Raw genomic sequence first — 23,139 nt, 5'->3', positions numbered from 1 at the left:
GCGTACGCCTCAGACGAAGAGCATCCCGCCGTCGATGAGCACCGACTGCCCCGTCATGTAGTCGGAGTCGGGGCCGGCCAGGAAGGAGACCAGCTTGGCGACGTCCTCGCCCGTCGAGACCCGGCCGAGCGTGATGCCGGCCGCCATCGCCTTCATCGACTCGCCCTTGCCGACGTGGTTGATCGCCCCGAGGTCGCTGTCGATCTCCTCCCACATGGTGGTGTCGACGATGCCGGGGCAGTAGGCGTTGACCGTGATGCCGTGCTCGGCCCACTCCTGGGCCGCGCTCTGCGTCAGGGAGCGCACGGCGAACTTCGAGGAGCAGTAGACGCCCAGCAGGGCGAAGCCCTTGTGCGCGGCGATGGAGGCGGCGCCGATGATCTTGCCGCCGCTGCCCTGCGCGATCATCTGGCGGGCCGCCTCGGTGTAGCACAGGAAGACGCCGCGACCGTTGACCGCGTGCACCCGGTCGTACTCCTCCGGCGTGACCTCCAGCAGCGCCTTGGTCTGCGCGATGCCGGCGTTGGCGACCATCACGTCGAGGCTGCCGAGCCCGGCGGCGGTGTCCTGCACCAGCGCCCGCACCGAGTCGTGGTCCGACACGTCGCCCTGCAGCGCGAGGGCGCGCACCCCCGCCCGCTCCACCCCCTCCGCGGTCGCGTCGAGCTCGGCCCGCATCGACGGCAGGTCGGAGACGGCGACGTCGTGGCCGTCGGCGGCGAGCCTCAGCGCGATGGACCTGCCGATGCCGCGCGCGGCTCCGGTGACGTGGGCGACGGTCATGGTGGGCCTCCTGGGGTGACGTGAGGCCCGTCACGCTAGGAGCGTCGTACGTCGTCACGGGAGGGTTGCAAGGCGATGCAGCCGGTTCGGCCCGGGCGCACCGGGTCGGGTAGAGTTCCCGCGTTCCCTCCGGGGAGCCGGTGAGGGCAGGTAGCTCAGTTGGTACGAGCGTCCGCCTGAAAAGTGGAAGGTCGGCGGTTCGACCCCGCCCCTGCCCACCACCGCAGGACGAGGCCCCCGGGGCGTGCCCCGGGGGCCTCGTCGCGTCCTGCGGGCGGTCGGCCCGCTCACCCCGGGTCGGGTGCCGCGAAGTGCTGGTAGTCCGGCTCCGACCACGTGCCGCCCCAGGTCCACCCGCGCGAGGTGAAGGCCCGCACCACCACGTCACCCGCGCGCACCGCCCCCGGCTCGGGCTGCGCGCCGGGGGTCCGGTCGACGTCGGCGAAGACCGACCCGGCGGGCGGCAGCACCTCGCCGCCGGTCAGGTAGGGGTTCTGCACCGGGTTGACGTCGATCGCCCGGCCCCGGGCGTGGTCGGAGAAGCGGTCGGTGCCGGCGACGAAGCGGCAGTTGTACGCCGAGGAGTTGTTCGCCGCCATCGAGCGGTCGTCGTCGCCGCCGTACTCGTCGACCAGCTCCATGCGCCGGATCGGGAAGCGCGCCTCGTAGAGCTCGCGGAAGATCGCCACCACGTCGTCGGCCACGCCCGTGGCCACCACCAGCTCGCCCGTCGCCGGCCGGTCGTCGAAGCCGACGTACGACAGCTCGACCAGGCGCAGCCGGTCCAGCGGCACCGGGCAGCCGGCGCGGTGGCTGCTGCCACGCATCCGCTCCCGCAGCTCGGGCGAGAGCCGGGAGACCTCGGCGGCGTACGGCGGCAGCGGCGCGGGGCGCTCGCCGGCGACCGGCTCGAGCCCGGCACGGAGCCCGAGGCGGCGCCACTGCACCGCCGCGGCCGTCGCCTGCGCGCCCTCGACGCGCTGCGGGTAGCCGCCGCCCGGCGGGATCCGCCCCGGCACCCAGCGCTCGGAGACGACCTCGCCGTCCGGGCTGACCGCGAGACGCAGCACGCCGGTGACCGAGCGGCGGGCGTTGTACCAGGCGAAGTTGCCGAGCCCGTAGGCGACGTACGCGCCGTCGAGCGTGCCGGAGCCCTGCAGCACGTGGGCGTGGGTGCCGACGACGACGTCGGCGCCCGCCTCGGCGAGACGGCGCGCGAGACGCTGCTGCCGCTCGGTCGGCGCGACCTGCCCCTGCTCGCCCCAGTGCAGGTAGACCACGACGACGCCGGAGCGGTCGGCGGCCTCCCGCACGGCGTCGAGCAGCCGCCGGGTGCCCGGACCCCGGGCGGTCGCGAGGCCCAGGCCGCCCTCCCCGGCGTCCCACACCGGCGAGGCGCTCTCACGGGGCGACGCGTCGGCGGCGAGCACGGCGACCTCGGCGCCACGCACGTCCACCCGGTGAGGCTCGTACGCCGCCCCGGCCCCGCGCCCGGCACCCACGACGGCGACGCCCGCGCGCCCGTCGGCGGCGAGGCTCGCGCGCAGCCCGGTGCGACCGAGGTCGGCGCCGTGGTTGTTGGCGACGCTGACGACGTCGACGCCGGAGCGACCGAGCAGGCCGAGCGCGCGGGCGGGCGCCTGGAACCAGTAGCGCACCGCCGGGTCCTCCAGCTCCTTCGACGCCAGGGTCGCCCCGGGCGCGGCCACCGCCGACTCGAGGTTGACCATCGCGACGTCGGCGTCGGCGAGCTCGCGGCTCATCGGGCCGAGCGTGCCGTCGGGGTCGTCGAGACGCGGGGAGAGCACGTCCTCGAAGTGCACGTCACCGGCCAGGGCGAGGGTGATCGGCTGCTGCTGCGGCTGCGGCGTCGTGGCCGCGTCGGCGCGGTCGGCCTCGGGCTCCTCGGGGGTCGCGGTGGTGCCCGAGGAGCACCCCGTCAGGGCGAGCACCAGCCCGACCGCCGCCACCGTGCCGGAGCGGAGCGTCCGTGACCACGTCGGCATGTCGACCCCAGAGCTCGATGTGCTCCCCATCCTGACCAGGCCGCCCAAGCGGCGGCGTACGTCACCGCCGACACGTCACTCCCTGACCCCCGAGAGGTCACTGCCTGACCCGCCGCTGTCCGGGAGTGACCTCTCGGACGTCAGGGAGTGACGTGTGGGCGGTCAGGGAGTGACCTCTCGGCGGGCGGGCACCCACGGGACATGCCGGAGCTGCCCGAGGTCGAGTCGGCCCGCCAGGTCATCGAGCGTGGCGCGCTCGACCGTCGCATCGTCGACGTCGACGACACGGACACCTACGAGTGCCGGCCGCACGCGCCGGGAGAGATCCGGGAGGCGCTGCTGGGGCGGCGGCTGCGCGCGGCGCACCGGCGTGGCAAGGCGCTGTGGTGCGAGACCACCGGCGTCCGGTCGCGCGACGGGGAGGGTCCGGTGCTGGGCCTCCACCTCGGCATGAGCGGGCGGATCCTGGTGACTCGCGACGGCACCTCCGACGAGGGTGGCGACTACCAGGGGTCCTCGGGCGACCAGCCGAGCCGCGGCAACGCCCGCAAGCCGGAGTGGTACCGCTTCACCCTCCACTTCGCCGACGGCGGCACCCTGCGCCTCTTCGACAAGCGCCGCCTGGGCCGGGTGCGGCTCGACCCCGACCTGGACGCCCTCGGTCCCGACGCCGCGGAGATCGGCCGCGACGACTTCCGCGCGCGCGTCGGCCGAGGTACGGCGCCGCTCAAGGCCCGGCTGCTGGACCAGTCGGTGCTGGCGGGCGTCGGCAACCTGCTCGCCGACGAGGTGCTCTGGCAGAGCCGGATCTCGCCGCTGCGCCCTGCCGGGGAGCTGCGGGACGACGAGCTCGACGAGCTGCGACGCGAGCTGCGGGCCTCGGTACGCCGCGCCCTGCGTCGCGGCGGCGTCCACACCGGCGAGGTGGTCCCCCACCGCGCCCGCGGCGGCCACTGCCCGCGCTGCGGCGCCGAGATGCGTCGCGCCACCGTCGGCAGCCGCACCACCTGGTGGTGCCCCGCCGAGCAGGTCTAGCCGGGAGCGCCGCCAAGGGGGGATCGACAGACCCTGAACAGGGCTGCCGATCTGCGCGAGCGTGGGTCGTGACGCACCCGGGAGCCCCGCAGGCCCCGACGCCACGACCACCAGGAGCACGCACCATGCCTCGTACCGACCTCGACATCACCGTCCCGGACCTCGCCGGCCGACGCGCCGTCCTCACGGGCGGCAGCGACGGCATCGGCCTCGGGATCGCGACACGACTCGCCGCGGCGGGCGCCGACCTCGTGCTGCCGGTGCGCAACCCGGCCAAGGGCCGGGCGGCGCTCGACCGGATCCACGCGGCAGCGCCCGAGGCGACCGTCACCCTTCAGACGCTCGACCTGTCGTCGCTGGACTCCGTCGCGGCCCTCGGTGAGGCGCTCCGCGCCGAGGGGGCGCCGATCCACCTGCTGGTCAACAACGCCGGCGTGATGACGCCACCGACCCGGCAGACCACGGTCGACGGCCACGAGCTGCAGCTGGGCACCAACCACCTGGGCCACGTCGCCCTGGTCTCGCACCTGCTCCCCCTGCTGCGCGCGGGGCGCGCCCGGGTCACCTCCCAGGTCAGCGTGGCCGCGGCCCGCGGCTCGGTGCACTGGGACGACCTGCAGTGGGAGCGCGACTACGACGGCATGAGGGCCTACCGCCAGTCCAAGATCGCCTTCGGGCTCTTCGGCCTCGAGCTCGACCGGCGCAGCCGCGCCTCCGGCTGGGGCATCACCAGCAACCTCTCCCACCCCGGGGTCGCGCCGACCAGCCTGCTGGCGGCCCGACCGGAGCTCGGCCGGGAGAGCGACACCCTGGGCCGACGGGTGATCAGGGCGCTCTCGGCGCGCGGCCTCCTCGTCGGCACCGTGGAGAGCGCCGGCCTCCCCGCGCTGCTCGCCGCCACCTCGCCGGACGCCGAGGGCGGGCGGCTGTACGGCCCGCGTGGCTTCCAGCACGTGGGGGGCGGGCCGGCGGAGCAGCAGCTCTACCCCCCGCTGCGCGACGAGCGGGAGGCACAGCGGGTCTGGGAGGTGTCGCAGGAGCTGGCCGGCGTCAGCTTCCCCGCCGACGACGCCCGGGCGTCCACCGAGGGTAGAAACGTCTGAGACCGACGACCGCGCACCGAGGAGAGCCGCCGTGATCGACCGTCCCCAGCTCGCGGAGTTCCTCCGACGCCGCCGCGAGGCGCTGCAGCCCGAGGACGTCGGCATGCCGCGCGGGCAGCGACGCCGCACCCGTGGCCTGCGCCGCGAGGAGGTGGCCGTGCTCTGCCACATGTCGACCGACTACTACTCCCGCCTGGAGCAGCAGCGGGGCCCGCAGCCGTCGGAGCAGATGATCGCCTCGATCGCCCAGGGCCTGCACCTCACCGTGGCCGAGCGCGACCACCTCTTCCGCCTCGCCGGGCACCAGCCGCCCGCCCGCGGGCCGAGCAGCGAGCACGTCAGCCCCGGCATGCTGCGGATCCTCGACCGGCTCCTCGACACCCCGGTCGAGATCGTGACCGAGCTCGGCGAGACCCTGCGCCAGACCCCACCCATGGTGGCGCTCGTCGGCGACCGGACCCGCTACACCGGACCGGCCCGCAGCACCGGCTACCGGTGGTTCACCGATCCGACCTCCCGCGAGCTCCACGTGCCCGAGGACCACGCGTTCCTCTCCCGGATGTACGCCGCCGGGCTCCGCAGCATCGCCGCGATGCGGGGACCGACGTCGCGCGCGGCCGAGCTGGCCGACCTGCTCCTGGAGCGGAGCGAGGAGTTCGCGACCCTGTGGGCCGACCACGAGATCGGCGTCGAGCCCGACGAGGTCAAGCGCTACGACCACCCTGAGGTGGGCCGGCTGGAGCTGAACTGCCAGGTGCTCTTCGACCCCCACCAGTCGCACCGGCTGCTCGTCTACACCGCGGACCCCGGCACCGAGAGCCACGAGAGGCTGCAGGTGCTCAGCGTGATCGGCACCCAGCAGCTGACCTGACCGGGCGGACCCGGGCTCCGAGGAGCCCGGACCCGTCCGGACGCACCGGAGGGCCGGCCTCGCGGCCGGCCCTCCGGGTGATACGTGCTGTGGCTGGGCTCAGGCGCGAGCGCGCGAGCCGGTGACCGCCTTGACGATCCACAGCAGCAGGCAGGCGCCCACGACCGCGGTGACGAAGGTCAAGATGATGCCGAAGCCGCTCGGGTCGGTGAGCAGGCTCAGCAGGAAGCCGCCGAGGAAGGCCCCGACGACTCCCACCACGATGTTGAGCAGGATGCCCTGCTGGGCGTCGGTGCCCATGAACTTGCTGGCCACCCACCCCGCCAGGCCACCCACGATGATCCAGACGATGAATCCGTATTCTCCAGGCATGTTGCCCTCCCGCTGTCGACGTCGTACCACCCCGTCGTAGGCGCCAGTACCCGAATGCGCCCCTTGAGTCACATGGACCCCAGGAGTCGCAGGCCACGGTCCGTACGGCGCCTCAGACGCCGATGCGCCCCCACGGGCCGGTGATGGCGATCGTCATGCCGGCGCTCGCCTGGATGTTGACGAAGAGCGTGCGCCCGTCGTGGCTGAAGGTCGAGCCGGCGAACTCGTCGTTGCTGCGGTCGACGCCGGTCGAGCTGGTGAGCCGGTTGAGCGCGATGTCCCACAGGTGGCCGCGCGTCGAGAGGCCGCGCAGGTAGTTGTCCTGGCTGCTGTCCTCGCAGACCACGAGCGTGCCGCGCTTGCTGACGGTGATGTTGTCGGGGAAGTCGAAGGTGTCCTTGCCCGGCGACTGGTAGACGCAGCGCAGCGTCTGGCGCCGGGTGTCGTAGGCCCACACCTGGCCGAAGCCGTTGCCCCAGCCCGCCACGTTGTCGCCCTCGACGACCTCCGGCTCGCCCCCGCCCTGGGTGGAGGTGAAGTAGACGACGCCGTCGTCGTAGACCTGACCCTCCAGCCGGGAGAACTTCGCCGCCCCCTGGGCCAGCCCCTGGCTGCTCACGTGGCGCAGCGCCTCGTCGTTGGTGGTCGGCGCCGTCTCGCCGGGCGTGTAGGTGTAGGTCGGGTCCGGCTCGTCGATGTCGACCCAGCGCACGTCGTACGTCGCCCCACGGCGCTGCTGCCCCTCGAGGTGGGCTCCGGGGCGTCCCCGCACCGCGAGCATCTGCAGCCGCCCCTCGTTGTCGAGGTAGCCGGCGCGCATCGGGTGGCGGCGCGGCTTGTAGCGGTAGAAGCCCGACGGGAAGGCGAAGTTGTCCTCGGTCAGGTAGAGCACGCCCTCGCGCGGGTCGAAGGAGACCGCCTCGTGCGGGAAGCGCCCGGCCCGCGTGATCGGCTCGCGGGAGGACTGCCCGTCGACCGGGACCTCGAAGACGTAGCCGTGCGGCTTGGTGAGCGACACGTTGGACGCACCGGTGAAGTCGGGGCCGACGTCGGGGCCGTTGACGGTCTCCTCGCAGGTGACCCACGCCCCCCACGGCATCTGGCCGCCGCTGCAGTTCATCATCGTGCCGTTGAGGCTGGTGAAGGCCCGCTCCACCCGCCCGTCGCGGGCCACGTGCACGGTGGTGGTGCCGCCGCCGGCCATGGCGTCGTACGGCGTGCCCGGGCCGAAGGCCGGCTGGGGGTTGTTGACCTCGTGGTTGCGCACCAGCACGGTCGACCCGCGCTTGCCTTTGAAGGCGCCCATGCCGTCGTGGCGGCCGGGCAGCCGGGTGCCGTCGTCGAGCACCACCGGCGACTCGGTGTCGTGGAAGGAGCGGTAGGAGAAGCCGCGGGGCAGGTGCAGCCGCACCGCGCCGTCGCGGTCGTCGGGCACCGGCACCAGGCGCTCGGGACGAGGCCGGCGGCGCCCCTCCGAGGGGGTGGTCAGCAGGCCAGCGAAGGGACCGGCGGCGAGCGGGGCGGCCGCGGTGGTCTTCAGCAGGGTGCGGCGGTCGAGGGACATGGGCAGGCCTTCCGGTTTCCGAGACTCCTGGGCTGGATCCCGGCACGCTAGCCCGCTCCGCCGCCCGGCGGAACCGCCCGCGGCCGATTAGGGTGACCTGGGACACACGTCCCCACCTCTCGGAGCCGCCATGTCCCGCACCGACGTCGACGCCGCCTTCTCGCGGCCCGCGACCTACCGCAGTCTCGGGGAGCAGCAGCTCTCACCGCGCGAGGAGGCCTTCGAGAAGGGCCGCCGCACGGTCGGGCTGGTGCTCGCACCGGTGGTCACGATCGTGATGCTGCTGCTCCCGCTCGACCTGCCCGGCGAGCAGCAGACCCTCGCCGCCGTGCTCCTCGGGGTGGTGGTGCTGTGGGTCACCGAGCCGGTGCCGATCCCGATCGGCGGCTTCATCGGGATCGCCGCGATCGTGCTCCTCGGGGTGGCCACCGCCGACGAGGCGCTCGCGCCCTTCGGCTCCTCCACGGTCTTCACCTTCATCGGCGCCTTCATCCTGGCGCAGGCGATGCTCAAGCACGGGCTGGCCAAGCGCTTCGCGATGTTCGTGCTCGACCTCCCCGGTGTCGGCACCTCGACCTTCCGGGTGATCATCGCCTTCGGCGCCATCACCTGCCTGCTCTCGGCCTTCGTCTCCAACACCGCCACCGTGGCGATGCTGCTGCCCACCGCCCTCGGCATCCTCACCGTGATCGCCAAGCTGATGCAGGACCAGGGCGTCGTCGACGAGGGCTTCGACCCGCTGCGGCTGCGCGTGGGCGCGGCCCTGATGCTGATGCTGGCGTACGGCGCGAGCGTGGGCGGCCTGCTGACCCCCGTCGGCTCGCCCCCCAACCTCATCGGGCGCGGCCTCATCGAGGAGGCGACCGGCACCCGGATCTCCTTCCTCGACTGGATGATCATGGCGGTGCCGATCTGCGCCTGCATGTTCGTGGCGCTCGCCGTGGTGGTGCTGCTCGTCAACAAGCCCGAGATCCGGCACCTGGAGGGCGTCGAGGAGTGGGTCGACGCGGAGAAGGCCAAGCTGGGTCGACTCTCACGGGCCGAGGTCAACACGCTGATCGCCTTCGGCACCACGGTGACGCTGTGGATCTTCCCCGGTGTGGTCGCTCTCGTGGCCGGCACCGAGTCCTCGACGTACACCGCCGTCAGCGACCGGCTCGACGAGGGCGTCGTGGCGGTGCTCGGGGCCTCGCTGCTCTTCCTGCTGCCCACGAGGTGGGAGGAGCGCGAGTTCACCCTGCGCTGGAGCGACGCGGCCAGGATCGACTGGGGCACGGTGGTGCTCTTCGGCACCGGCATCATCTTCGGGTCGCTGCTGGAGTCCAGCGGGCTGGCCGAGACGATCGGCACCGGCACCTCCGACCTGCTCGGCGTCAGCAGCGTCATCACGCTGACGGCCTTCGCCGCGCTGCTCGCGATCGTGGTCTCCGAGACGACCAGCAACACGGCGGCGGCCGCCGTGGTGGTGCCGATCATCATCCCGATCGCCGTGACCGCCGACGTCAACCCCTTCATCCCCGCGCTCGCGGCCACCTTCGCCGCGAGCTTCGGCTTCATGCTGCCCGTCTCGACACCGCAGAACGCGATCGTCTACGGCTCCGGCATCGTGCCCATCACCACGATGATCCGCACCGGCATCACCTTCGACGTGCTCGGCGCGATCCTCATCGTGGCGCTGCTGCCCGTCATGGTCGGGGTGGTCGGGCTCGCCTGACCGGGCGGCGGTCGCGCCGGAGCGCCGCGTGGTGCGGGTCATACCCACGGGTAACGATCCCTGCTAGACATCGGCCCCATGAGTGTCAACGCCGGTCCTGCTGCCCGCACCGTCCTCGTCACCGGCGCCGCCGCCGGCATCGGTCGCGAGATCTCGCTCGCCTTCGCGCGCCGCGGCTGCACGATCGGCGCCTACGACGTCGACGAGGCAGGCCTGGAGACGCTGCGCACCGAGGTGGAGGCGCTCGGTGCCCGCGTCCGCACCGCCCGGCTCGACGTCACCGACGCCGAGGCCTTCGCGCTCGCGGTCGACGAGCTGGTGGCCGAGACCGGGCGGCTCGACGTGCTCGTCAACAACGCCGGGGTGCTGCGCGCCGGGCGCTTCGAGGAGCTCGCCGTGGGCGTGCACGACCGCGAGATCGACATCAACGTCAAGGGCGTCATGCACGGGCTCCACGCGGGCTTCGAGGCCCTGCGCCACACCGCACGGGCGCACGGCGCGGCGACGGTGGTCAACCTCGCGTCGGCCTCCGCGATCTACGGCCAGGCCGAGCTGGCCAACTACAGCGCCACGAAGTTCTACGTGCGCGGCCTCACCGAGGCGCTCGACCTGGAGTGGGCGCGCCACGGCATCCGGATGATCGCGATGTGGCCGCTCTTCGTGCAGACCGCGATGACCGACGGCGTGTCGACCGGCACCACCAGGTCCCTGGGCATCCGGCTCACCGCCTCCGACGTCGCGCAGGCCGTCGTGGCGGCCACGGAGCCCTCGCGGCTGCGGCGCGCGCTGCACCAGGTGCACTTCCCGGTCGGGGCCCAGACCAAGGTGCTCAACCTCGGCTCGCACTTCTCCCCCGCGTGGCTGACCCGCCAGGTCAACCGTCGCCTCTCGGGAGACTGACCCCGGCCCTCGACGACGTCCCGGACGCCGGATCCGGGGAGTTCCGATCCTCGCCCGTCGCCCCACGTTCTCGATTCCCCTGCAAAACGGACATCTGGGGCGCATCATGGGAGCTCGAGGGCAGTCAGGGACTGGACGCAGGAGGGCGCCATGGATCTCAGCACCACCCTCTCGGGCGCGCCGCACCGCAACGTCTTCGTGCTGTCCGGCGGCGCCGCGCGCGGCGCCGTGCAGATCGGCATGCTGGAGGCGCTGCTGGACGCCGGCGTGGTCCCGCACGCGATGGTGGGCACCTCCGTCGGCGCACTCAACGCCACCTTCGTGGCCTGGCGTCCCGACCGCGCCCGGGTGCGTGAGCTGCGGGCCAAGTGGCTGGCGCTGCGCACCCGCGACATCTTCCCCGGCGGCACGCTGACCCGCGTGCACCACCTGGCCCGGCAGCGGCCCTACCTCTTCTCCCACCACGCACTGCACCGACTGATCCGCGACTGGCAGCCCGTGGAGCGGCTCGAGCAGCTGCCCACACCGGTGCGCGTGGTCACCACGCCGCTCGCCGGCACGGGCGCGGTCTACCACCGCCACGGCGACCTGGCCCGGCTGCTGCTCGCCTCCGCCGCCGTGCCCGCGGTCTTCGCGCCGGTCCTGCTGCCCGACGGCGCGGGCGGCGAGGAGCTGCACGTCGACGGCGGCGTGGCCGACAACGTGCCCGTGGCCGGGGCCGCCGACCTCACCCCCACCCGCGTCTTCGTGCTCGACGCCACCCTCGCCACGCTGCGCACGCCGCGCAGCCGGACGCCGGTCGACGTGCTCGTGGCCAGCCTCGGCGCCGCGATGCGGGCCGGGCGCACCCCCGACCTCGGCGTGGGCGTCGAGGTGCACCGGATCAGCACGCCGGACCGCGGGGTGCGGATGACGGACTTCACCCAGACCGTGCAGCACATGACCGACGGCCGGGTCGCCGCCGCACGGGTGCTCGACGCCCTGCACGACGCGCTGCGGGTCGCCTGATCTCAGCGGGCGCTCAGGTCGTGCACACGGCCCGCTCACCCTGGGTGCCTACTCTCGGAGACATGCCCTCCGCACCACCCGACCTGGATCCCTCACGCGTGCACGTGGTGCTCAACTCCGCGTCGCGCCGCGGCGCCGCCCTCGCCGGCGCGGTGCGCGACCACCTCGACCGGGCCGGGCTCCGCGCCGCCCGGATCCACGCGGTCCCGACGGGGGCCGAGCTGGTGCCGACGCTCGACCGGGTGCTCGAGGAGCAGCCGGACCTGCTGGTCGTGGGTGGCGGCGACGGCACCGTGGGGGCCGCGGCCGACCGTCTCGCCGGCACCCGGACGATCCTGGGCGTGCTGCCGCTGGGCACCGCCAACGACTTCGCGCGCACGCTGCAGATCCCCACGGGGCTCGAGGAGGCCACCCGCACGCTGGCCACCGGCAAGGTCGTCGACGTCGACCTGGGCCGCGCCCGCGGCTACGGGCCCGACACCGCCTCGCTGGCGCTGCCCTTCCTCAACGTCGCCTCGCTCGGACTCTCCGTCGCGGTCACCGAGCGCCTCGGCCCCCGGCTCAAGCGCCGGCTCGGTCCGCTCGCCTACCCCGCCGCCACGCTGGCGGCGTACCGGCACCACCGGCCCTTCTCCGCGCGCCTGGAGTTCCCCGACGGCGACCACCCGACGATGGAGCTCGACGACCTGCTGCAGGTCGCGGTCGGCAACGGCGTGCACTACGGCGGCGGCCAGACGGTCTCGCCCACGGCGTCGGTCGACGACCACACCCTCGACGTCTACGCCATCGAGCGAGGGCGGCTGCGCGACCACCTCTCCATCGCCCGCTTCCTCAAGGACGGCAGCTTCGTGGAGCACGAGCGCGTGCACCACGTGCTCACCCGGCGCGTCCGCGTGCACACCGCCGAGCGGATGGGTGTCAACCTCGACGGCGAGGTCGCGCTGCGCACGCCCGTCGACTTCCGGGTCGAGCGCAACGCGCTGCACGTCGTCGTCCCGCAGCACAGCACCGCCGCGGTCAAGGACGCCGAAGCGGCCTGACCGCGGCGGTGCCGCTGGTGGCTGTGAGCCCGGTGCTCAGCCCGCGTAGGAGGGCTGGGTCTGCGGGTTGAACTGGCCCATCTTCACCTTCGCGGCGGAGTTGGTCCGCTTGTCGTCCAGCTTCAGGACGTCGAGGCCCTTCTGGATGTCGTTGGAGTAGATGTAGCCGTTGTAGTAGTACGCCGACCACGAGCCGCCCAGCTGGAGCGAGGCGTCGGAGAGCGGACCACGGTCGAAGTGGGCGATCTCCTTGGGCTTCGCGGCCTTGGTGAAGTTGAAGACCGAGATGCCGCCCTGGTACCAGGCCTGCACCATGAAGTCCTTGCCCTTGACCGGGATCAGCGAGCCGTTGTGGGCCACGCAGTTCTCGGTGTTGGACTGCACCCGGGGGATCTTGTAGTAGCTCTTGAAGGTCAGCGTGTTGAGGTTCTCGACGCTGTAGATCGCGTTGGCGCCCTTGCGCAGGCCCACCGTCGGGTTGCAGGTCGCGGCACCGCCGCCACCCAGCTCGTCGGTGAAGATGACCTTCTTGCCGTCGTTGCTGAAGGTCGCCGAGTGCCAGAAGGCGAAGTTCTCGGTGTCGGTCACGCGCTCGATCACCGAGGGGTTCTTGCGGTCGGTGATGTCGAGCAGGATGCCGTCACCCATGCAGGCACCGGCGGCGATGTTGCGCTCCGGGTACGCCGTGATGTCGTGGCAGCCGCTGGTCTCCGCGGAGTAGCCGCCGGGCTGCATGCCGCCGTCCGGGAAGAGCACCGGCTCGTTGACGACCGAGGCGTCGCGCGGGTTCTCCACGTCGATCTGCACCACGCTGATCTTGTCGTGCGGGGGCTGGCAGTCGGGGAAGCTCGCCCGCGGCGCGTAGGAGGAGACGTAGACGAAGAGCTGCTTGCCGTTGCGGCTCGGCGCCAGCGTCTGGGTGTGCGAGCCGCAGTCGGTCTCGACCGCGGCGACGTACGCCGGGTTCTTCGGGTCGCTGATGTCGAAGACCCGCAGGCCCTCCCACGACGTGGGGTTCTCCGCGCTCTGCGGCACGTTGTTGCACGAGCTGCTGCTACGGCTGGAGTCGACGGCGAAGACCAGGATGTCGCCGTAGACCGCCGGGTCACCCTGCCCGCCCGGGCAGATGTACTGCGTGATCGCCTTCGGCTTCTTAGGGTTCTTGATGTCGTAGACGGTGAAGCCGTTGTAGTTGCCCGCGAAGACGTAGTTGCCCTTGAAGGCCAGGTCGCTGTTGTAGCTGTCGAAGGAGTTGAAGGCGCCCTGCTTCGGCACGTTGGCGACGAGGTCGATGTTGTCGCTCTTGCTGATCTCGTCCTCGTCCAGCGCCGCGCGGCGGTCGTCGAGCTGCGCGAAGTCCTGGCCCGGGAGGTCGCAGGCCTCGGTGAAGTTGTCGCCCGCCTTGGCGAGCTTCTTGCGCTCCTGGGCCGTGCAGGCCGGGTCGTCGGCGGGCACCGACACCTCGGCGGCCGCGCCCTCCGCGCCGTGGCCCTCGTGGGCGAGGACCGGGCTCGCGGTGGCGAGCAGTCCCGCGACCGCGAGCGCCCCTGCCAGGATCCCCAGCCGGCGCGCGCGCGTGCGCTTGAGTCGATGATGCATCCCGAGACCTTTCGATCGTGACCCGGCGACCGAGATTCGCCAGGTGTCGAGAACGTCGTACCCTGTGGCGCAACGCCCTGTAAAGGGGCTGTGGGGCGACTCGTCCGAGATCGTTCCGATTTCGTGACTGGACCAAGGAGACGTCGTGGCCCTCTCGGGACCGCCCACCGGCCGCCTCGCGGCCGCAGCCGTGACGGGGTTGCTCGTCCTCACGCTCGCCGGCTGCGGCGGCAGCGACGACGGGGGCGAGGCCGCGGAGGGCTCCTCCACGCCGTCCGCGTCGGCGTCCGCCGCCGACGGCGAGCCCCGCCTGGTGCAGGGGGGTGAGCCGGGCGAGCAGGCCACCGAGGTGCCCTCCGACACCACGATGGCGCCCAACGAGTGGTCTCACGACGACGAGATGTTCATGCAGATGATGATCCCGCACCACGCACAGGCGCTGGAGATGACCGAGCTGGCGGCCGAGCACGCCACCGACCGCCGGGTCAGGCTGCTGGCCGAGCGCATCAGCGCGGCCCAGGGACCGGAGATCTCGATGATGGCCGCGTGGCTCGAGGAGCGCGACCTCGAGGTGCCTCGGGCCTCCGACGACCCGCTGGAGTTCGACCACGGCGAGCACGGCCACATGGAGATGACCGGCATGCTCACCCAGGCCCAGCTCGGCCGGCTCGGCACGGCCCGGGGCGAGGACTTCGACCGGCTCTTCCTGCGCTACATGATCGGCCACCACGAGGGCGCCGTGCAGATGGCCGACGAGACGGCGGGCGGCGGCCTCGACGTCCGTGTCGGCGAGACCCGCGACGACATCAGCAGCAGCCAGTCGGCCGAGATCGCCCGCATGGAGCAGCTGCTCGACCAGCTCTGAGGGGTGGGCGTCCGGTCGTCGACGGCGTAGCGTGGCGACGTGGCACGCACGACGCTGCCGCAACGCGCGGCTGCAGCGGTCGGCGAGAGCGAGCTCGCCGAACGGCTCGCCCGCGCTCAGGAGGCCGTCTACGGGCCGCTGATCGACCGGGTGCGGCGCAGCCCGCTGCACACCGACGCGCTGGGGCACTCGATGCACCCGCCGCTGACCGACGTGACGACCGGGTGCTGGCTGGGGGCCTCGCTCCTCGACCTCACCGGTGGCGCCGAGTCGCGCCGCGCGGCGACGCTGCTGACGGGCTTCGGGCTGCTGGCCTCCGTGCCGACCGCGCTGGCGGGGGCCGCCGACTGGGCGGAGGTCGGGGGGGTCCAGCGCCGGGTCGGCGCGGTGCACGCGGTCGCCACCGACGCCGCGACGTTCCTCTTCCTCGGCTCGCTCGTCGCCCGGCTGCGCGGCGGCCACGGCCGCGGCGGCAGGCTCGCGCTCGCGGGCAACCTGGTGATGGTGGCCGGGGGCTTCCTCGGCGGGCACCTCGCGCTGCGCCACGGCACCGCACGCCGAGACCCCCCGGACGCCGACGACCGAGGGGCGGGAACGACCGAGACCCCCCGGTGAGCAGCCGAGGGGTCTCCGGGACGGATCAGGTCAGGTGAGGCGGCGGGTCACTCGCGGGCGCTGCGCTGCGTCGGGATGACGTCGCCCAGCAGCTCCTTCACCTCGGACTCGCGGTAGCGGCGGTGGCCACCCAGCGTGCGGATCGCGGACAGCTTGCCGGCCTTCGCCCAGCGCGTGACCGTCTTGGGGTCCACGCGGAACATGGCGGCGACCTCAGCGGGCGTGAGGAGTGATTCAGATTCGGTCGGACGCGTAACCACGGCGTTCCCCCTTGGTGCTTGGTTCCAGAGCTCCCTGCTCTGCCTGTTGATACTGCCACCGGGGCAGGTCTGGCGAAACCTGAAATGTCCGGATTCCGGAAAGTGGGGCGAAACCCCCGCATCTTGACTAGACCAGCCGAGATCCACCCTTGCCGGGCCACCGATATCGTGCAATCGGGCCAAGTCCGACATGCCTTGACATTCTCCCCGACCCTCGGCGGGTGGTCCAGCCCCGACCCGCGTGGGACCGTGGAGGTGTCCGGTGCGCACGACCTGCGTGACCGGGCGCCATCCGCCCCGCACGAGAGGTCACCACCGTGACGACGACGTCCCCCAGCGCTCCCCCCACCCACCGGGAGCCCGCCCACCCCAGCACCACCGGCCTGTTCGACGCCCTCGAAGGGCACGAGCAGGTGGTCGCCTGCGCCGATCCCGACACCGGGTTGCGCGCCCTCGTCGCGGTGCACTCCACCGCCCGGGGCCCGGCCCTCGGCGGCACCCGCTTCCACGCGTACGCCGACCAGGACGCCGCGCTGCGCGACGTGCTCGCGCTCTCCCGGGGGATGTCCTACAAGGCCGCCATGGCCGGTCTCCCGCTCGGCGGCGGGAAGGCGGTCATCCTCGGCGACCCCCGCACCGACAAGACGCCCGACCTGCTGCGCTCCTACGGGCGCTTCGTGCAGTCGCTGGGCGGGCGCTACTACACCGCCTGCGACGTGGGCACCTGCTCGGCCGACATGGATGTCGTGGCCGAGCAGTGCCGCTACGTGACCGGGCGCAGCGTGGAGCAGGGCGGTGCGGGCGACAGCTCGGTGCTGACGGCGTACGGCGTCTACCAGGGCATGCGCGCCGCCGCCGAGGTGGCGTGGGGCTCTCCCGAGCTCACCGGACGCACCGTGGGCGTGGCCGGCGTCGGCAAGGTGGGCCGTCACCTCGTCGGCCACCTGCTCGACGAGGGGGCCGACGTCGTGGTGACCGACGTGCACGCCCCGACGCTCGGCGCCCTGCTCCAGGCCCGCCCCGAGGTCCGGGCCGTGGCCGACACCGCTGCCCTGGTGCGCGAGCCGCTCGACGTCTACGCGCCGTGCGCGCTGGGCGGCGCCCTCGACGACGACGTCGTGGCGGTGCTCAGCGCCCGCGTCGTGTGCGGGGCGGCCAACAACCAGCTCGCCCACCCGGGCGTGGAGCGGCTGCTGGAGGAGCGGGGCGTGCTCTACGCACCCGACTACGTCGTCAACGCAGGCGGCCTGATCCAGGTCGCCGACGAGCTGGACGGCTTCGACTTCGCCCGTGCTCGTGAGCGGGCCGCCGGGATCCACGCGACCACGCGCGAGGTCTTCGCGCGCGCAGCGTCCGACGGCGTGCCACCGGCGGTCGCGGCGGACCGCATCGCCGAGCAGCGCATGCAGCGCTCCGCACCCGGCGTCTGGCTGCCGGAGGGGTGAGGGACGCCGGGGGCGCCCCTCGGTGAGGTCAGTCGCGAGGACGGTCGGCGTAGTCCGACCACTTGTCGTCGACCTCGTCGACGTCGTCCTCCGGCTGGTCGCCGTGCAGCTCCTTCGCCAGCGCGCCGAAGTCCGCCTCGTGGGTGCGGTACTTCAGATCGCGAGCGACCTTGGTCTGCTTCGCCTTAGCTCGGCCGCGCCCCATATGGGTCGACCCCCTCACGCGTCTGGCCGGCGCTCATCGGCAGCCGGTCGGAATCAACTGTTCGTGACCCAACCCTAACCGGCCGCTGGTCAATCCCGCACGCGACCCCGCCGGGTCGCCGCGCAGCTCAGCGGTGGTGGCCGACCAGGCGCACCCGGCCGCCGCCCCCGGGCTCGGCGGGCACGACGGTGCCGGCGACCCACGCCTCGATGCCGTGTCCGGCCAGCAGCGCGATGGCACGGTCGGCGTCGTCGGCCGCGGTCAGCGAGACCATGCCCACCCCGCAGTTGAGGGTGCGCTCGAGGTCGTCGCGCGCGACGCCGCCGGTCTCCGCCACCAGGCCGAAGACCGGGGGCAGGCTCCACGAGCTGCGGTCGAGGACGACGTCGAGCTCGACCGGCAGCACCCGCTCCAGGTTGGCGGCCAGGCCACCGCCGGTGATGTGCGACATCGCGTGGGTGGTGGTGTCGCGGGCGAGGTCGAGACAGGCCCGGGCATAGATCCGGGTGGGCTCGAGCAGCTCCTCCCCCAGGGTGCGGCCGAGGTCGTCGACGTGCTCGTCCAGCTGCCGGCCCGCCTGCTGCAGCAGCACGTGCCGCACCAGGGAGTAGCCGTTGGCGTGGAGCCCCGAGGAGGCCATCGCGACCACGACGTCGTCGGGACGGACCCGGCCCGGGCCGAGCAGCTGGCCGGCCTCGACCACGCCGGTGGTCGAGCCCGCCACGTCGTAGTCGTCGGGTCCGAGCAGCCCCGGGTGCTCGGCGGTCTCGCCGCCGACGAGGGCGCAGCCCGCGACCACGCACGCCTCCGCGATGCCCTTGACGATGGCGGCGATGCGCTCGGGCACCACCCGCCCGGTCGCGATGTAGTCGGTCAGGAAGAGCGGCTCGGCGCCGCAGACGACCAGGTCGTCGACGAGCATGCCGACGAGGTCGAAGCCGATGGTGTCGTGCTTGTCCATCGCCTGGGCGATCGCCACCTTGGTGCCGACGCCGTCGGCGGACGACGCCAGCAGCGGGCGGTCGTAGGCCTTGAGCGCGCTGGCGTCGAAGAGCCCCGCGAAGCCGCCGATGCCGCCGACCATCTCCGGGCGCCGGGCCTTGTCGACCCACACCTTCATCAGCTCGACGGCGCGGTCGCCGGCCTCGATCGAGACGCCGGCGTCCTCGTAGCTGCTGCCCGTGGTCATGGCCGCTCCAGGGAGTCGCCGGCCCCGGTGCCGCCGACGGTGGTGGTCAGGGTCCCGACGTCGAGCATCGGCGCGAGCTCGAGGAGGTGCTTGCCGAGGTGCTCGGGCTCGGGCAGGGCGACGGGGTAGACGCCGTCGAAGCAGGCCCGGCACAGCTCGTCGTTGGGCACCGTGGTCGCCTCGACCAGCTCCTCCAGCGAGATGTAGGCCAGCGAGTCGGCCCCGACGGTCTCGCAGATCTCCTCGGAGGAGAGGCCGTTGGCGATCAGCTCGGCGCGGGTCGGGAAGTCGATGCCGTAGAAGCAGGGCCACTTCACCGGGGGCGAGGAGATCCGCACGTGCACCTCGCGGGCGCCCGCCTCGCGGAGCATCCGGACCAGCGCGCGCTGGGTGTTGCCGCGCACGATGGAGTCGTCGACGACGACCAGCCGCTTGCCCTCGATGACGTCGGGCAGCGGATTGAGCTTGAGCCGGATGCCGAGCTGCCGGATCGTCTGGCTCGGCTGGATGAAGGTGCGGCCGACGTAGCTGTTCTTGACCAGCCCGATGCCGTAGGGGATGCCGCTCTCCTCGGCGTACCCGATGGCGGCGGGGGTGCCGGACTCGGGCACGGGCATGACGAGGTCGGCGTCGGCAGGGAACTCGCGGGCCAGCCGGCGACCGATCTCGACCCGGACCGAGTGCATCCGGGTGCCGGAGATGCGGGTGTCGGGGCGGGCGAGGTAGACGAACTCGAAGAGGCAGCCCTTCGGCGCGGCCTCGGCGAAGCGACGGGTGCGCAGGCCGTCCTCGTCGACGACGACCATCTCGCCCGGCTCGACCTCGCGGACGAAGGAGGCACCCACGATGTCGAGCGCGGCGGTCTCGCTGGCCACGACCCAACCGCGCTCGAGCCGGCCCACGACCAGGGGCCGGATGCCCTGCGGGTCGCGGGCGGCGTACAGCGTCTGCTCGTCCATCCAGACGAAGGAGAAGGCGCCCCGCAGCGAGGGCAGCAGCTCGGCCGCGCGCTCCTCCAGGGAGGTGTCGGGGTGGTGGGCGAGCAGGGCCGTCACGAGCGAGGTGTCGTTGGTGCTCACCTGGAGCTTGCGGCCGAAGTCGAGCTCGTCGTCGTGGGGCAGGTCGGCGACCATCCGCTGCAGCTCGCGGGTGTTGGTCAGGTTGCCGTTGTGGGCGAGCGCGATCGAGCCGTCCGGGGTCGAGCGGAAGGTGGGCTGCGCGTTGTCCCAGGTGCTGGCGCCGGTGGTGGAGTAGCGCGAGTGCCCGACCGCGACGTGGCCCTTGAGCGCCTCCAGCGTGGACTCGTCGAAGACCTGGGAGACCAGTCCCATGTCCTTGTAGACCAGGATCTGGCTGCCGTTGCTCACCGAGATCCCGGCCGACTCCTGGCCGCGGTGCTGCAGGGCGTAGAGCCCGAAGTAGCTCAGCTTGGCGACGTCCTCCCCCGGCGCCCAGACGCCGAAGACGCCGCAGGCGTCCTGCGGGCCGCGGTCGTGGGGATCGATCTCCTGGGTGAGGCGGCCGTCACCACGGCGCCCGCGATGACGGCTGGGGGGGCTGGCCACGGGCCCCACTGTACGGGCAGCCGGACCCTCACATGCGGGCGGCGCCGAGCTTCACCGCCTCGCGGATCCGGGTGTAGGTGCCGCAGCGGCAGACGTTGCGGATCTCGTCGAGGTCGGCCTCGGTCACCGAGCGCCCCTCGGCCCTGACCTGCTTCACCTTGGCGACCGCCGCCATGATCTGGCCGGGCTGGCAGTAGCCGCACTGGGCGACGTCGCGCTCGAGCCAGGCCTCCTGCATCGGGTGCAGCTCCCCCTCGGGGGTGCCGTCGGTGTCGGCGAGGCCCTCGATGGTCGTGACCTCGTCGGACTCCGCGACGTCGCCGACCCGGACGGCGCACGGGTTGAAGGCCTTGCCGTTGAGGTGCGAGGTGCAGGCCTTGCAGACGTTGATCCCGCAGCCGTACTTGGGACCGGTGAGGCCGAGGAGGTCGCGGATCACCCAGAGCAGGCGGACGTCGTCGTCGGCGTCGACGGTCACGGTCTCGCCGTTGACGGTGAAGGTGTGCATCGGCATGGGGACTCCAGGCTCTAGTAGGTGAGGTCGCGCCCGTTGGTCGGCGCGGCGGGGACCGGCGGGACGAACGACTTGACCTCGAAGGAGATCGGGTCGTCGTGGTTGATGGGGAAGCGCTTCGGGACGCTGCCCGTGGCGCGGGCGTAGGCGCAGGCCACGGCGGCGGCCGACGCGGCGACGCCGGCCTCCCCCGCACCGCCCGGCTGGTCGACCCCGGCGTCGACGATCTCCACCCGGAAGTCGGGCGGGACGTTCCACTGGCGCGTGTAGAAGTAGTTGTCCCAGCTCGCCTCGAGGAAGTGACCGTCGCGCAGGTGCAGGCTGCTGGTCAGGGTCAGGGCGAGCCCGTCGGCGAAGCCGCCGATCATCTGCGCCTCCAGGCCGCGCGGGTTGACGACCAGGCCGGCGTCGACGGCGAAGACCGCCTTGGTCACGCGGGGCCCGGTGACGGCGTCGCGGACGGTCCGCCCCACGGTCTCGGGGCGGCAGTCGAGCTCGACCACGCAGGCCGTGGAGCCCTTGTACTCCTTGTGGACGGCCAGCCCCATCGCGGTGCCGGGTGGCATCGCCTTGCCCCAGCCGGCCACCTCGGCCGCACGCTCCAGCACCGCGCGGGTGCGCTCGTCCTTGAGGAACTGCAGCCGGAAGTCGAGCGGGTCCTTGCGCAGCGCCGCGGCCAGCACGTCGACGACCAGCTCGTTGGCGACGCGCACGTCGGGCGAGTAGATGTTGCGCATCGAGCCGGTGTTGAAGCGCCGGTCGGCCTCCGTCAGCAGCTGGGTCACGACACCGAAGTCGTAGGGCAGCTCCTGGGTGAGGGCGAAGATGCCCTCCGCGACGGAGAGGTTGCCCACGCCCGGCGGCAGCTCGGCGGCGGTGGCGCTGAGCATGTCGCCCAGCCCGTGGCTGAAGTCGGTCTCGACGCTGGTGTGCCGCTGCTCGAAGCTCAGCACCTGCCCGGCGAGGTGGGTGGCGCGCACCCGGGAGGTGCACAGGGGGTGCACCCGCCCCTGCCGGGGCTCGTCGGCGCGGTGCCACATCAGCTTGACCGGCTTGCCCATGGCCTTCGACGCCCGGGCGGCCTCGACCGCGTGGTCGGGGAAGAGCTTGTGGCCGAAGGACCCCCCGCCCGTGACGACGTTGACCGTGATCGCCGTGGTGGGCAGCAGGATCGCCTCGGCGATCTTCTTCTGGGCCACGATCGGGGCCTTCAGGCCCGCCCAGACCTCGGCGCGACCGTCGCGGACGTCGGCGATGGCGGCGTACGGCTCGAGGGCGGCGGAGCTGCGGAACATGAACTCGAACTCGAGGTCGACCGTCTTGGCCAGCACGGGCACCTTCGGCACGGCCATCGGGAGCGCGGCCCGGCGCAGGCCGGCGAGGACCGACTCGTCGTCCTCCCCGTCGACGGGTCCGCCGTTCCACTCCACGTCCATCGCGCGGATCGCCTCGATGCACTGGCCGAAGGTCTCGGCGCGCACCGCGATGCCGGTGGCGATCTGGGCGACGTCGGTCACGCCGGGCATGGCGAGCACCTCGGCGCGGTTGCGCAGGGCCCGCGGGGTGCCGTTGAGCGTCGGCGGGCGGCAGACCATCGTGGGAAGGGCGTCGGGCACGTCGAGGTCGGTGACGAACTTCTTGGCGCCGGTCACGATGTCGCGGGCGTCGACCCGGTTGCGCGGCGTCCCGATGGTGGTGAACTCCGAGGCCGGCTTGAGGTCGACCTCGACGCGCTGGGTGGTCTCGGACGCCGCCGCGCGCGCCAGCTCGCCGTACGTCGCGGAGGCGCCGCCCGGGGCACGGATCACGCCGGCCTTCGACTCCAGCAGGTCGACGGTGGTGCGGAGCTGGACGGCGGCCGCGCGCAGCAGCGCGCCCTTGGCGATCGCCGCGGCCACCCGCACCGGGGTGTAGGTGGAGACGGTGGTGTTGGAGCCGCCGGTGAGCTGGTTGAAGACCAGCTCGGGCCGCGCCGGCGCGAGCTCGACCACCACGTCCTCGACGTCGATGTCGAGCTCCTCGGCGATGAGCATCGCCGTCGAGGTCGTGATGCCCTGCCCGTTCTCCGAGCGCGGCAGCGCGAAGGTCGCGCGGCCCTCGTCGTCGACGGTGATGGTGATCAGGTTGGCCGTCGGCCGGGCGGCGTCGGTCTGCAGGTCCTCGAGGTCGTAGAGCTCGGCGACCTGCGGCGGCGAGGGGACGGCGGCGTGGGCCGCGGGGGCGCGGCCCAGGCCGAGGTCAGCCGCGGCGACGAGGGTGCTGCCGCCGAGGACGTAGCCGAGGAAGCCGCGTCGGCTGGCCCCGGCTGGTGAGGTGTCGGTGAGGTCGGACTGGGTCGTCACGCGTCGCTCCAAGACCGTGTGGGGACCCGGGCGCACCCGGGCTTCCCTCCCCGCCTCGGAACCTACCCGCCGGTCGTTGAGCACCCAACCATCCGGTACGTCCACTTCATGCAACTTCATCCCTGCGCACGACGCTCGCCTCGC

The 23,139-nt window shown here is 72.9% G+C and carries 21 protein-coding genes and 1 tRNA gene; 11 read left to right on the top strand and 11 right to left on the bottom strand.

Translation table 11 applies throughout. The features are described from left to right. Positions 1-9 precede the first annotated feature (9 nt). A complete protein-coding gene (locus IG63_RS0108560) occupies positions 10-783 on the bottom strand; it encodes an acetoin reductase (RefSeq protein ID WP_030483955.1) in 774 nt (257 codons plus the stop codon). Between the two features lie 144 nt (positions 784-927). On the opposite strand from IG63_RS0108560, the gene IG63_RS0108555 reads away from it, so the two are divergent. Next, positions 928-1,004, top strand: a tRNA-Phe gene (locus IG63_RS0108555). 66 nt (positions 1,005-1,070) lie between these two features. Here IG63_RS0108555 and IG63_RS21430 read toward each other — a convergent pair. After that, positions 1,071-2,789 (bottom strand): CapA family protein, encoded by a 1,719-nt coding sequence (locus IG63_RS21430; RefSeq protein ID WP_051706406.1) that lies wholly within the window; start codon positions 2,787-2,789, stop codon positions 1,071-1,073. 201 nt (positions 2,790-2,990) lie between these two features. Here IG63_RS21430 and IG63_RS0108545 point away from each other — a divergent pair, with 201 nt between their 5' ends. The 3 genes from IG63_RS0108545 to IG63_RS0108535 all read left to right on the top strand — a co-directional run bounded on the left by IG63_RS0108545 (position 2,991) and on the right by IG63_RS0108535 (position 5,798). Beyond that, the gene (locus tag IG63_RS0108545) at positions 2,991-3,824 is read left to right on the top strand and encodes an Fpg/Nei family DNA glycosylase (protein ID WP_030483953.1); all 834 of its coding nucleotides are present in this window, start codon (positions 2,991-2,993) and stop codon (positions 3,822-3,824) included. 125 nt (positions 3,825-3,949) lie between these two features. Continuing rightward, complete coding sequence (locus IG63_RS0108540) at positions 3,950-4,927, top strand: SDR family oxidoreductase (RefSeq protein ID WP_030483952.1); 978 nt, start codon at positions 3,950-3,952, stop codon at positions 4,925-4,927. A gap of 31 nt (positions 4,928-4,958) precedes the next feature. After that, positions 4,959-5,798 (top strand): helix-turn-helix transcriptional regulator, encoded by an 840-nt coding sequence (locus tag IG63_RS0108535; protein ID WP_030483951.1) that lies wholly within the window; start codon positions 4,959-4,961, stop codon positions 5,796-5,798. A 99-nt stretch (positions 5,799-5,897) separates the two neighbouring features. Here the strand turns inward: IG63_RS0108535 and IG63_RS0108530 are convergent, their stop codons facing one another. Continuing rightward, a complete protein-coding gene (locus tag IG63_RS0108530; RefSeq protein ID WP_030483950.1) occupies positions 5,898-6,170 on the bottom strand; it encodes a GlsB/YeaQ/YmgE family stress response membrane protein in 273 nt (90 codons plus the stop codon). Between the two features lie 112 nt (positions 6,171-6,282). Continuing rightward, positions 6,283-7,734 (bottom strand): PhoX family protein, encoded by a 1,452-nt coding sequence (locus IG63_RS0108525; protein WP_030483949.1) that lies wholly within the window; start codon positions 7,732-7,734, stop codon positions 6,283-6,285. Between the two features lie 130 nt (positions 7,735-7,864). On the opposite strand from IG63_RS0108525, the gene IG63_RS0108520 reads away from it, so the two are divergent. The 4 genes from IG63_RS0108520 to IG63_RS0108505 all read left to right on the top strand — a co-directional run bounded on the left by IG63_RS0108520 (position 7,865) and on the right by IG63_RS0108505 (position 12,396). Next, entirely contained in the window at positions 7,865-9,448 is a 1,584-nt protein-coding gene (locus tag IG63_RS0108520; protein ID WP_030483948.1) for an SLC13 family permease, read from the top strand. 78 nt (positions 9,449-9,526) lie between these two features. After that, positions 9,527-10,348, top strand: coding sequence for an SDR family oxidoreductase (locus IG63_RS0108515; RefSeq protein WP_030483947.1), 822 nt, complete (start codon positions 9,527-9,529; stop codon positions 10,346-10,348). 150 nt (positions 10,349-10,498) lie between these two features. Then, positions 10,499-11,356 (top strand): patatin-like phospholipase family protein, encoded by an 858-nt coding sequence (locus IG63_RS0108510; protein ID WP_051706404.1) that lies wholly within the window; start codon positions 10,499-10,501, stop codon positions 11,354-11,356. Between the two features lie 62 nt (positions 11,357-11,418). Continuing rightward, on the top strand, positions 11,419-12,396 hold the full coding sequence (locus IG63_RS0108505) for a lipid kinase (RefSeq protein WP_051706402.1): 978 nt from the start codon (positions 11,419-11,421) through the stop codon (positions 12,394-12,396). 36 nt (positions 12,397-12,432) lie between these two features. Here IG63_RS0108505 and IG63_RS0108500 read toward each other — a convergent pair whose 3' ends face one another. Next, entirely contained in the window at positions 12,433-13,995 is a 1,563-nt protein-coding gene (locus IG63_RS0108500) for an LVIVD repeat-containing protein (RefSeq protein WP_030483944.1), read from the bottom strand. 145 nt (positions 13,996-14,140) lie between these two features. Between IG63_RS0108500 and IG63_RS0108495 the strand changes: the two genes are divergently transcribed. Together IG63_RS0108495 and IG63_RS20570 are read left to right on the top strand one after the other, a co-directional pair. Beyond that, complete coding sequence (locus tag IG63_RS0108495) at positions 14,141-14,860, top strand: DUF305 domain-containing protein (protein ID WP_051706401.1); 720 nt, start codon at positions 14,141-14,143, stop codon at positions 14,858-14,860. Positions 14,861-14,899: 39 nt separating this feature from the next. Further along, complete coding sequence (locus IG63_RS20570; protein WP_051706400.1) at positions 14,900-15,475, top strand: DUF2231 domain-containing protein; 576 nt, start codon at positions 14,900-14,902, stop codon at positions 15,473-15,475. A 47-nt stretch (positions 15,476-15,522) separates the two neighbouring features. Here IG63_RS20570 and IG63_RS0108485 read toward each other — a convergent pair whose 3' ends face one another. Beyond that, positions 15,523-15,735, bottom strand: a complete 213-nt coding sequence (locus IG63_RS0108485; RefSeq protein WP_030483941.1) for a BldC family transcriptional regulator — start codon at positions 15,733-15,735, stop codon at positions 15,523-15,525. A 317-nt stretch (positions 15,736-16,052) separates the two neighbouring features. On the opposite strand from IG63_RS0108485, the gene IG63_RS0108480 reads away from it, so the two are divergent. Then, positions 16,053-17,180, top strand: a complete 1,128-nt coding sequence (locus tag IG63_RS0108480) for a Glu/Leu/Phe/Val family dehydrogenase (protein WP_084596842.1) — start codon at positions 16,053-16,055, stop codon at positions 17,178-17,180. Positions 17,181-17,208: 28 nt separating this feature from the next. Here the strand turns inward: IG63_RS0108480 and IG63_RS22080 are convergent, their stop codons facing one another. The 5 genes from IG63_RS22080 to IG63_RS0108455 form a co-directional block, all read right to left on the bottom strand. Then, entirely contained in the window at positions 17,209-17,385 is a 177-nt protein-coding gene (locus tag IG63_RS22080; protein WP_084596840.1) for a DUF3073 family protein, read from the bottom strand. A 127-nt stretch (positions 17,386-17,512) separates the two neighbouring features. Then, a complete protein-coding gene (gene purM / locus IG63_RS0108470; RefSeq protein WP_030483939.1) occupies positions 17,513-18,574 on the bottom strand; it encodes a phosphoribosylformylglycinamidine cyclo-ligase in 1,062 nt (353 codons plus the stop codon). Further along, entirely contained in the window at positions 18,571-20,139 is a 1,569-nt protein-coding gene (gene purF, locus IG63_RS0108465; protein ID WP_030483938.1) for an amidophosphoribosyltransferase, read from the bottom strand. Before purF ends, purM begins: the two co-directional genes overlap by 4 nt. Before the next feature lie 28 nt (positions 20,140-20,167). Continuing rightward, the gene (locus IG63_RS0108460; protein WP_030483937.1) at positions 20,168-20,653 is read right to left on the bottom strand and encodes a (2Fe-2S)-binding protein; all 486 of its coding nucleotides are present in this window, start codon (positions 20,651-20,653) and stop codon (positions 20,168-20,170) included. 14 nt (positions 20,654-20,667) lie between these two features. After that, positions 20,668-22,995: a molybdopterin cofactor-binding domain-containing protein gene (locus tag IG63_RS0108455; protein WP_030483936.1), complete on the bottom strand. Its 2,328-nt coding sequence runs from the start codon at positions 22,993-22,995 to the stop codon at positions 20,668-20,670. Positions 22,996-23,139: the final 144 nt, after the last annotated feature.

The organism is Nocardioides aequoreus (assembly GCF_000720335.1).
In the GTDB taxonomy this organism is placed as follows: Bacteria; Actinomycetota; Actinomycetes; order Propionibacteriales; family Nocardioidaceae; genus Marmoricola; species Marmoricola aequoreus.
The sequence above is the reverse complement of the archived record's forward strand: the minus strand, read 5'-3'. Positions and strand labels throughout refer to the sequence as shown.

Bases quoted from the DNA above. Each gene is read 5' to 3' on its own strand.
- IG63_RS0108505 (WP_051706402.1), top strand. From the start codon at position 11,419: ATGCCCTCCGCACCACCCGACCTGGATCCCTCACGCGTGCACGTGGTG.
- IG63_RS0108525 (WP_030483949.1), bottom strand. From the start codon at position 7,734: ATGTCCCTCGACCGCCGCACCCTGCTGAAGACCACCGCGGCCGCCCCG.
- IG63_RS0108545 (WP_030483953.1), top strand. From the start codon at position 2,991: ATGCCGGAGCTGCCCGAGGTCGAGTCGGCCCGCCAGGTCATCGAGCGT.
- IG63_RS0108540 (WP_030483952.1), top strand. From the start codon at position 3,950: ATGCCTCGTACCGACCTCGACATCACCGTCCCGGACCTCGCCGGCCGA.
- IG63_RS0108560 (WP_030483955.1), bottom strand. From the start codon at position 783: ATGACCGTCGCCCACGTCACCGGAGCCGCGCGCGGCATCGGCAGGTCC.
- purM (WP_030483939.1), bottom strand. From the start codon at position 18,574: ATGACCACGGGCAGCAGCTACGAGGACGCCGGCGTCTCGATCGAGGCC.
- IG63_RS0108530 (WP_030483950.1), bottom strand. From the start codon at position 6,170: ATGCCTGGAGAATACGGATTCATCGTCTGGATCATCGTGGGTGGCCTG.
- IG63_RS0108510 (WP_051706404.1), top strand. From the start codon at position 10,499: ATGGATCTCAGCACCACCCTCTCGGGCGCGCCGCACCGCAACGTCTTC.
- IG63_RS0108460 (WP_030483937.1), bottom strand. From the start codon at position 20,653: ATGCCGATGCACACCTTCACCGTCAACGGCGAGACCGTGACCGTCGAC.
- IG63_RS22080 (WP_084596840.1), bottom strand. From the start codon at position 17,385: ATGGGGCGCGGCCGAGCTAAGGCGAAGCAGACCAAGGTCGCTCGCGAT.
- IG63_RS0108500 (WP_030483944.1), bottom strand. From the start codon at position 13,995: ATGCATCATCGACTCAAGCGCACGCGCGCGCGCCGGCTGGGGATCCTG.
- IG63_RS21430 (WP_051706406.1), bottom strand. From the start codon at position 2,789: ATGCCGACGTGGTCACGGACGCTCCGCTCCGGCACGGTGGCGGCGGTC.
- IG63_RS0108520 (WP_030483948.1), top strand. From the start codon at position 7,865: ATGTCCCGCACCGACGTCGACGCCGCCTTCTCGCGGCCCGCGACCTAC.
- IG63_RS0108515 (WP_030483947.1), top strand. From the start codon at position 9,527: ATGAGTGTCAACGCCGGTCCTGCTGCCCGCACCGTCCTCGTCACCGGC.